This window comes from Thermoproteota archaeon (assembly GCA_030130125.1).
Taxonomy (GTDB): Archaea; Korarchaeota; Korarchaeia; order Korarchaeales; family Korarchaeaceae; genus Korarchaeum.
Window position 1 is genome coordinate 70,223 of record JARZZM010000018.1, and the last position, 8,014, is coordinate 78,236.

10 protein-coding genes are annotated in these 8,014 nt (G+C 51.9%); 8 read left to right on the forward strand and 2 right to left on the reverse strand.

Translation table 11 applies throughout. The annotated features are described in order from the left end of the window. Positions 1-2: 2 nt before the first annotated feature. Positions 3-1,430, reverse strand: a complete 1,428-nt coding sequence (locus QI197_04385) for an aconitase X (protein MDK2372595.1) — start codon at positions 1,428-1,430, stop codon at positions 3-5. After that, on the reverse strand, positions 1,427-2,509 hold the full coding sequence (locus QI197_04390; protein ID MDK2372596.1) for a M42 family metallopeptidase: 1,083 nt from the start codon (positions 2,507-2,509) through the stop codon (positions 1,427-1,429). The genes QI197_04385 and QI197_04390 overlap by 4 nt, the downstream gene beginning before the upstream one ends. An 86-nt stretch (positions 2,510-2,595) precedes the next feature. Here QI197_04390 and QI197_04395 point away from each other — a divergent pair, with 86 nt between their 5' ends. The 8 genes from QI197_04395 to QI197_04430 form a co-directional block, all read left to right on the forward strand. Further along, the gene (locus QI197_04395) at positions 2,596-3,591 is read left to right on the forward strand and encodes an SIS domain-containing protein (protein ID MDK2372597.1); all 996 of its coding nucleotides are present in this window, start codon (positions 2,596-2,598) and stop codon (positions 3,589-3,591) included. Next, a complete protein-coding gene (locus QI197_04400; GenBank protein MDK2372598.1) occupies positions 3,588-4,241 on the forward strand; it encodes a hypothetical protein in 654 nt (217 codons plus the stop codon). Before QI197_04395 ends, QI197_04400 begins: the two co-directional genes overlap by 4 nt. After that, positions 4,196-4,684, forward strand: a complete 489-nt coding sequence (locus QI197_04405; GenBank protein ID MDK2372599.1) for a pantetheine-phosphate adenylyltransferase — start codon at positions 4,196-4,198, stop codon at positions 4,682-4,684. The genes QI197_04400 and QI197_04405 overlap by 46 nt, the downstream gene beginning before the upstream one ends. A 77-nt stretch (positions 4,685-4,761) precedes the next feature. Next, positions 4,762-5,883 (forward strand): 2-oxoacid:acceptor oxidoreductase subunit alpha, encoded by a 1,122-nt coding sequence (locus QI197_04410; protein ID MDK2372600.1) that lies wholly within the window; start codon positions 4,762-4,764, stop codon positions 5,881-5,883. Between the two features lie 4 nt (positions 5,884-5,887). After that, positions 5,888-6,739 carry a thiamine pyrophosphate-dependent enzyme gene (locus QI197_04415; GenBank protein ID MDK2372601.1) on the forward strand — a complete coding sequence of 284 codons (852 nt, stop codon included), beginning with the start codon at positions 5,888-5,890 and terminating at the stop codon, positions 6,737-6,739. 5 nt (positions 6,740-6,744) lie between these two features. After that, complete coding sequence (locus QI197_04420; GenBank protein ID MDK2372602.1) at positions 6,745-7,083, forward strand: ferredoxin family protein; 339 nt, start codon at positions 6,745-6,747, stop codon at positions 7,081-7,083. Then, positions 7,073-7,633, forward strand: a complete 561-nt coding sequence (locus tag QI197_04425) for a 2-oxoacid:acceptor oxidoreductase family protein (GenBank protein MDK2372603.1) — start codon at positions 7,073-7,075, stop codon at positions 7,631-7,633. The genes QI197_04420 and QI197_04425 overlap by 11 nt, the downstream gene beginning before the upstream one ends. A 103-nt stretch (positions 7,634-7,736) precedes the next feature. Then, positions 7,737-8,014, forward strand: a 278-nt coding sequence (locus QI197_04430) for a rhomboid family intramembrane serine protease (protein MDK2372604.1), incomplete at its 3' end; no start/stop codon positions are given.

Consider the following 8,014-nt stretch of genomic DNA (forward strand, 5'->3'; position numbering starts at 1 on the left):
AACTAGCGAAGCACGCTATATCTCTCCAATATTTCTTTTAGGTCTAGGAACTCGACTTCTAGACCCCTTAGGGTCCTCAGATATTTAGCGGCCTTGGCGGAGTTGGTAGTTACCTTCCTCACCCCCATATCCTCCAAGGGAGAGACGACCATGCATGTGTCGGCCCATATCTTCGCGCCGAATCTGTCGAGGATGTTCTTCAGGCCAGATCTCTCGACCATTGAGAGCACGGCTCTAGATGTATAAAGCCAGAATTGGGTTGTGGCTTTCCTCCCGTTCACCATTTGAGCAATAGTTTTGAACTCTTGAAGGGAGAGATGTGGACATCCCAAAACCACTAGATCTGTTCTCCCATCGAATGTGCTCAGGTCCTCATATACTCCCCTTAAATCGCTTCTGGTCACCTCCACCTCTCGATCGACCGATCGAAGCGGGTTTGGCGTCACTCCCGGGACATGAAATATCTCTATGGAGCCCGATGCCGCTCCAGCAGCCGATAAGGCCTTCATCTCTGGTACGGATCCGCTCACGAGGTACACTGGGACGGCATTGGGGTATTCCCTACCCACGAGGAAGGCTAGAGCGTAGTAATCCGAGAGGCTTTTCATTTCAGGGGGCTTAACTCTGAAATCGGGCCTCCTATTGATCTCTAGATGCCTATTGTAGAGAGAAGTGTACCCGGTCGCGGCCGAAACTATCGTCTTGGTCCCTCCTTCCCTGTTAGTCTTAGCTCCGAGTACGCTATTTGCATAGGCGACCGCACTAGATTCCCCCCAAGATATGTGCTCCCCGAAGTGGGGTAGGTTTCCCACCAAGTAAGGGGTGCATGTAAAGGACGGGATCGCTCCCATCTGCAGAAGGGATTCTACTATGCTCAGCTGACTACTTGCAAAGCTCTCTGGAACTCCCATCTCTCTCCACCTGGCCAGATCCATTCCTAGAGGATTAGTTGTCGCTAGAACCCTGAATCTCACCCTTTCCTTCATCTCCTCCAGCCACTCCCTCCCCGCATCGCCTATAGTTGCATACGAGACTCCGGATACGTGCACCGAGCTCACTCTGACGAAACCCTCAGCTCCGGATATGGAGGCCTCCTTCTCCAAGTACCTCCTGAACTCATCGGGGACCTCCGGATCCTCAAGCCTGAGCTCTCTTCCTCCCTTCAATTCTACAGGTATTCCGGCCAGTTCCGCACTGATAGTTATGCTGTCCGGCTCTTCCAAGACTATCTTGAGAGGGGCTGTCCCGTACTTCCTTAGGCTGAAGAAGACGTACGCTCCCACGGTAGACCCAATGGAGTGGGGTATGTACAGCACCTTCCCCGCGATGCTTTCCCCTCTCTGGGGGTGATCCTGTTGAATTATCTTACCAGTCTTCAGGTCTATTCCATCGAGCCAAGAAATTGGATGGGTGAGTCTCAGCTCCTTCAAATTCCCGTGAACCTCCTCACGGCCTCCTCATCCATCCTCCTGATAAGGGCCACCAGTAGCTTTATGGCGGACTCCACATCGTCCGGAGACATTATCGAGCTGTGAGAATGAATATGCCTTGTGGGAACTCCTAACACAATTGATGGGACTCCGTACTTATGCAGATGCACCCTTCCAGCGTCAGTACCTCCTCTAACAGCAGAGAGCTGATAGGGTATGTTTTCCTCCACCGCTACTTCTATCACGAACTCCTTTAAGCGGGAGTTGGGGATCATGCTTCTGTCCCAAGTCAGTATCGAGACGCCTTCGCCCATCTTAGCTGGAGCCTCACTCGGAGACACGCCAGGTGAGTCGCCTGCTATGTCTACATCAACGGCGATGAAGACATCCGGGTCCACCACATCCGCTGCAGTCTCGGCACCCCTCAGACCGACTTCTTCCTGGACAGTTGCCACTGCGTAATAGGTGTTGGGATGCTGAACTCCGCTCTCTCTAAGCCTCTTGAGGGCCTCCATTACTATGAATGCCCCCACTCTATCGTCGAACGCCTTGCCCAACCATGCCTTGCCTCCCCTTAGCACCTCGAACGGAGCTAGAGGCGCCACAGGATCCCCTATCCTTATCCCCATCTCCTGCACTTGGTCCTTGTTCTTGGCGCCGACGTCTATATAGAGGTCCTTTATCTCTAAGGGCTTCTTTCTCTCCTCTGGGGTCATGAGATGGGGGGGCTTGCTCGTTATCACTCCCACGTAATCCCCTTTCTTCGTCCTTATGACCACCCTATGAGCGGGTAAGGTTGTGGAGACCCAGCCTCCCAAGGGCTCGAACTTGAGGAAACCATTATCCTCGATGGAGACTATTATGAAGCCGACCTCGTCACTATGGCCCGCTGCCATTATCCGAGGTCTATCGCTCGTTCCAGTCTTCTTCATTATGAGCGAACCCAGCCTGTCAGTCCGCACCTCGTCTGCAAACGATGAATACCTGTCCTTGAGCATCCTCAGGGGTTCTATCTCGAATCCAGAGGGACCAAAAGCCTCAGAAAATCTAGAAAAGAAGGAGATAGTTTCCTCGTCCATATGACCTAGCCCTACTAGCAGGTAAATAACTTTATCCCTGACTGAAGCGCTTCATCGCGATGGAAGGGAAAAGACCGGGTCAGTACATGATATCTGAAATCTTAGAGCAACCAGAGGCGATAAGGCGTACGTTAGATAAGGCTAAGAGTGAGGCGATGGAGGCGGCCCGTCGCTTGAAGGGGAGATTCGTCTACACTACGGGGAGTGGTTCCAGCTACCACGCGTCCTTGGTTCTAGGGAGAACGCTGATGAAGATATCCGGTTCACGAGTGATCTCCATTCAAGCCTCTGAACTGCCTGATTGGCTACCCAATGACCTAGAGGGTTCCGCCTTGGTTGCCTTCTCCCAAAGTGGGGAGAGTAAGGATGTGCTGACGGCAGTTAGGAGATTTAGGGAATTGAACCCGGTCGAGCCTATAATTGGGATAACTAATACTCCGGCTAGCACCCTAGCTAAGCTATCGGACCAAGTGATCCTAACCCGGGCCGGTGAGGAGAGAGCTATCGCAGCTACTAAGAGCTATACCACTCAGCTAGCGGCATCCTTCCTACTCTCCGTCAGCTTGGCCTCGATCCAAGGTAGGGAGGTAGATCGCTTCATCACTGAGCTCGAACTCCTGCCGGAGAAAGTAAATCGATCCATAGATGCATCAAGATCACCTGCTCACGATCTGGCATTCAAGATAGCCGGGAAGCCCGTAGGTTTCGTCCTCGGCAAGGGTCCCAACTACCCTACAGCACTGGAGGCGGCACTGAAACTCAGGGAGACCTCCAACCTGCACTACGTCGGATATGCCGCTAGGGAGTTCCTTCACGGGCCCATTCAGCTGGTAGATAGGGGGACACCGGTCATATTCCTCAATTGGAGGGAAGTGAAGGAGGTCGTGCAGAAGGTATCCTCCTTCGGAGGTGAACCCTTATTGGTTGGTGAGGATGGGGATTTCTCCTTACCGCCCACCGAGTACGAATTCTCGCCCGTGTTGATGGTCATACCGATGCAGCTCCTCTCCTATGAGGCATCCATTTTAAGGGGTCTGGATCCTGATAGGCCTGAGAAGCTTTCAAAGGTGGTGAGGGAATGAAGCTCCTTCTACTCGAGATTGACAATGTCCTCTATGACTCTAACCTACTAAAGGGAATCGCTAGGGAGTGGGCTGTTACCGCAATGAAGGAAGCCGGCCTTCCTGTGGACTTCGACACTGCGATGGAGACCCTAATGGAAGTTGTAAGGGAGAGAGGTGAGGATTATCCTTTCCACTTTAATGAGATGATGGTCAAGCTAGGGCTGAAGGAGGATTACAGGGTCATCGCCGCCGGAGTCATAGCGTACCATGACGTTAAAAGGGCGTTTCTGAAGCCAATTCCGGGAATAATAGACGCCATCTTAGCTGCGAGAGAGAGCGGTTTTAGGATTGGGGTTTTCTCTAGGGGAGATCCGGTGAAGGAGTGGGAGAAGATCTTGAGACTGAACATACACCATCTAATCCACGAGTCCTGGGTTGGGAGGGATTATACGCTGGAGAACGTGTTCTCCGGAGATTTCGATCCATATAAAACGATATATGTCTTGAATTCGGAGGAGTCATTAAGCGAGGCCATCAAAGCGCGTGTTAGGTTCATAGTGCGGATGACCGATAACGGCGCCGAGGTGTTGGAGGACGGCAGGACCGAGGAGGTATACGAGTTATGGAAGGTAGGAGCTGCTGTGAGAAGCCTTTTAGGAAGGCTATAGTCGGTGGAGCATTCGATAGACTTCATAAGGGCCACAGAGCTTTACTAGATACTGCCGTTAAGCTGGCCGATAGCTTGATGGTTGGTCTGGCTGACGGTCCCCTACTGGCGGGGAAGGCCTTCAGGGAGAGGATACTGCCCTTCGATGAGAGAAGGGCCCTGCTGAGCAGCTACCTCACCGGGAAAAATATATCCTTCCAGATAGTTAAAATCGTTGAACCGATAGGTCCGGCGGGGACCGATGAGGAGGCCGATCTAATAGTTGTATCACCAGAGACATATGAAAGAGCTCTCATGATAAATGAAGAGAGGAGAAGAAATGGGCTGAGAGAACTCTTCATAGTTGTAGTGCCGACTGTTCTGGCCGAGGATGGCGCTCCTCTGAAATCTCATAGAATTAGGGCAGGAGAGATAGATCTTGAGGGCAGGCTCATTAAGGGGTAAATGCGCTATATTTTTCTTCTACTCAATAGGGGCTACGGCCGGTGTTAGGGTTGTATGTCGAGCCTGGAACCCATCTAATGCAGGGTGATGAAGCGATAGTAGAGGGCGCACTAATTGCAGGATGCCGGTTTTTCGCTGGTTATCCGATTACGCCAGCTACAGAGATCGCTGAAAGGATGTCTAGGCGTATGCCCCAAGTCGGTGGAGTGTTCATGCAGATGGAGGATGAATTGGCATCTATAATGGCGATCATCGGCGCTTCTTGGGCGGGAAGGAAGTCCATGACCGCTACCAGCGGGCCAGGATACTCCTTAATGCAGGAGGGTCTCGGTTACGCGATAATAACGGAGACTCCCATTGTGATAGTGGATGTTCAGAGGGGTGGGCCCTCTACCGGGCTCGTGACCCTGCCCTCTCAAGGAGATGTGATGCAGGCCAGATGGGGTAGCCACGGCGACTACGCTACCATAGCATTGGCCCCGTCTAGCGCTCAAGACATGTTTGATTTAGCTATCAAAGCCTTCAACCTATCTGAGATTTACAGGAACCCTGTGATAATACTCGCAGATGAGGTGATCGCCCATGTCAGGGAACCTGTCAAAGTCCCCCCACATGAGGAGATAGAGGTAGTCGAGAGAAGGAGACCTAATGTCCCACCGGAGGACTACATACCTTATCTCCCGGATCCGGGCGAGTGGGTGGCTCCCATGCCTGCATTTGGAGAGGGTTATAACGTACTGGTAGAGAGCGTGATGCACGATGAGTTCGGTCACAGGATAGGGACCGATCACGTGGCCGCTGAGAGAACGATAAAGAGGATCTATTACAAGATAGAGAAGAACGTAGACAAGATATCGATGTACGAGAAGAGGTACATGGAGGATGCAGAAGTTGCCGTCGTTGCCTACGGTTCTACAGCGAGGACTGCCCTTAGAGCTGTCAGAGAAGCCAGAAACCAAGGTATAAAGGCTGGTCTGATAAGGATGATCACGCTATGGCCCTTCTATGATAGTCTCATAGAGGAGACCGCCAATCAGGTTAAGGCCATAGTTGTGCCCGAGATGAACATGGGGAAGATTGTAAGGGAGGTAGATAGGGCCTCCAAAGGACAGGCAAAAGTGATGTCAGTGCCCAAGGTGGGAGGAGTTCTCCATCATCCAGATGAAATTTTAGCTGCGATAAAGAGTGCTGTGAGGTGATGTTATGCTTCCTGAAGCGGAATTCGAGCATGTTCTAGCTAAGAAGTATATGAGAACTGAAATCATGCCCCACGCCTTCTGCCCCGGTTGCGGCTTGGGCATCATTGAAAGGATGATCCTGATGGCTTTCGAGGAGTTGGGACAGGAGGAGTGGGATAGGACTGTTTTCGTGTCGGGTATAGGGTGCTCCGGTTGGACCCCTCTCTATTTCAGGAGGGACGCGGCTCACACCCTGCACGGTAGGGCGCTGGCTTTCGCTACTGCTTTGAAGGCGTCTAGGCCGGATCTAAACGTCGTGGTGGTAATGGGCGATGGAGATAGCATGGGAATAGGAGGTAACCACCTGATCCATGCGGCAAGGAGGAACATAGGAATCACCGCAATCATAGCTACAAACATGCTGTACTCCCTTACAGGAGGTCAGATGTCTCCGACCACTCCCGAAGGAGCTAGGACGAACACCACACCTTACGGTAACATAGAGCCCAATTTTAACCTGATGGAACTTTTGAAGGCTGCTGGAGCCACGTATCTGGCTAGATGGACGACGTACCACTTCATTCAGGCTAAAAATAGTATAAAGAAGGCGGTAAAGCACAAAGGTTTCGCTGCTATAGAGATAGTGTTCCAGTGCCCCACCTACGCTGGCAGGTACATACTGAACCGTCCCGATCCAAGGGACATGATGCAGTGGTTCAAGGAGAACTCCATCCCCTTGGGAGTTGCGAAGAACAAGAGCCCTGAGGAGCTGAGGGGCAAGATCATAGTAGGGGAGTACCTGCACAGGACCGACAGGAAGGAGTACACTGAGAGGCTGAGGGAGCTAGAGGAGAGGGCGAAGGGCAAGGGAAGGTGAGCTTGATGGCATCTCCGGTGAAGGTGCAGCAGATAGCAGTGAGCGATAAACTCTGCAAAGGCTGTTACCTCTGCATCTGGGCCTGCCCATGGGATGTTCTAGAGATAAGCGAGGAAAGAAATTGGAGGGGAGTAAAAAAGCCCTATGCCGCTAGGATAGACCAATGCAGGGCCTGCAGGCTCTGTGAATGGTACTGCCCCGACTTCGCACTCCAAGTCATAGTGGATGAGAAGGAGGAGAAGGAGCTCTTAGAGGTGGAAGAGAAGTATGAGAATCCTTGGTTGAAAAGGGTTAGGAAGAGGGATGAGATCGTTAGAAAGGGGGTGTGGTGGCTTGAGGATTGAAGTAATGATCTCGGGCTTCGGTGGTCAGGGTGTTGTGCTATCCGGCGCTGTTTTATCCCAAGCCTCTGTGCTGAGCAACTACTACGCGGCTGCCACCTACACATACGGACCTGAGGCGAGGTTAGGATCCACGAGGTCTGAGGTAGTTATTTCTGACGAGGAAATTGATTATCCTAAAATAATAAGCCCGGACTATTGGGTAGCGATGAATCAGATGTCCCTTAACACCTTCTCCAAGAGGTATCCCTTGGACAAGACCACAATCTTAGCGGACTCCTCGATGATCAAATACTTCGATCCGGTGGAGGGTAAGGTAAGGGCCATCTACAAGATCCCCGCCACTGATGAGGCTGAGAGGCTGGGCAACAGGCTCGTGGCCAACATGCTCATGCTTGGAGTTTTCGTCACGGTCTCCGGGATCATACCCTTGGAGAACTTGAAAGAAGCAATAAGGAGGATGGTGAAGCCGCAATTCATAGATTTGAACTTGAAAGCGGTGGATAGAGGTAAGGAGATCGGTGAGTCCCTCCTCAAAGGGGTGAAAGTTTAAGCCCCTTTTCCCCCAATTTCCCAAGGGGCCATGATGAGTATTCGGCAAGAGGGTGTATATGGCCCAGAAGAGGGTCAGCTGAGCCCTTTGGGAGGATGATCCCTTGTTCCCCTTCAAGGATGAGAATCCCAGTCCGATAACCCCTTGGGTTACCTACGGATTGATCCTATTCAATGCGCTGGTCTTCCTATGGGAAATAGCTGGCGGACCCGCGAGGTTCGAGTTGTTGATCTACGAGTACGGGTTTATCCCTAGGTTCTTCCTTGAGGACCCCGCTTCCAACGCGTACAGGCTCTTCACCTCGATGTTCATGCATGGAGGTTGGCTCCACTTGTTGGGGAATATGCTCTATCTCTATATATTCGGGGATAATGTGGAGGC

Bases quoted from the DNA above. Each gene is read 5' to 3' on its own strand.
- QI197_04420 (MDK2372602.1), top strand. From the start codon at position 6,745: ATGGCATCTCCGGTGAAGGTGCAGCAGATAGCAGTGAGCGATAAACTC.
- QI197_04410 (MDK2372600.1), top strand. From the start codon at position 4,762: ATGCAGGGTGATGAAGCGATAGTAGAGGGCGCACTAATTGCAGGATGC.
- QI197_04395 (MDK2372597.1), top strand. From the start codon at position 2,596: ATGATATCTGAAATCTTAGAGCAACCAGAGGCGATAAGGCGTACGTTA.
- QI197_04415 (MDK2372601.1), top strand. From the start codon at position 5,888: ATGCTTCCTGAAGCGGAATTCGAGCATGTTCTAGCTAAGAAGTATATG.
- QI197_04400 (MDK2372598.1), top strand. From the start codon at position 3,588: ATGAAGCTCCTTCTACTCGAGATTGACAATGTCCTCTATGACTCTAAC.
- QI197_04390 (MDK2372596.1), bottom strand. From the start codon at position 2,509: ATGGACGAGGAAACTATCTCCTTCTTTTCTAGATTTTCTGAGGCTTTT.
- QI197_04405 (MDK2372599.1), top strand. From the start codon at position 4,196: ATGGAAGGTAGGAGCTGCTGTGAGAAGCCTTTTAGGAAGGCTATAGTC.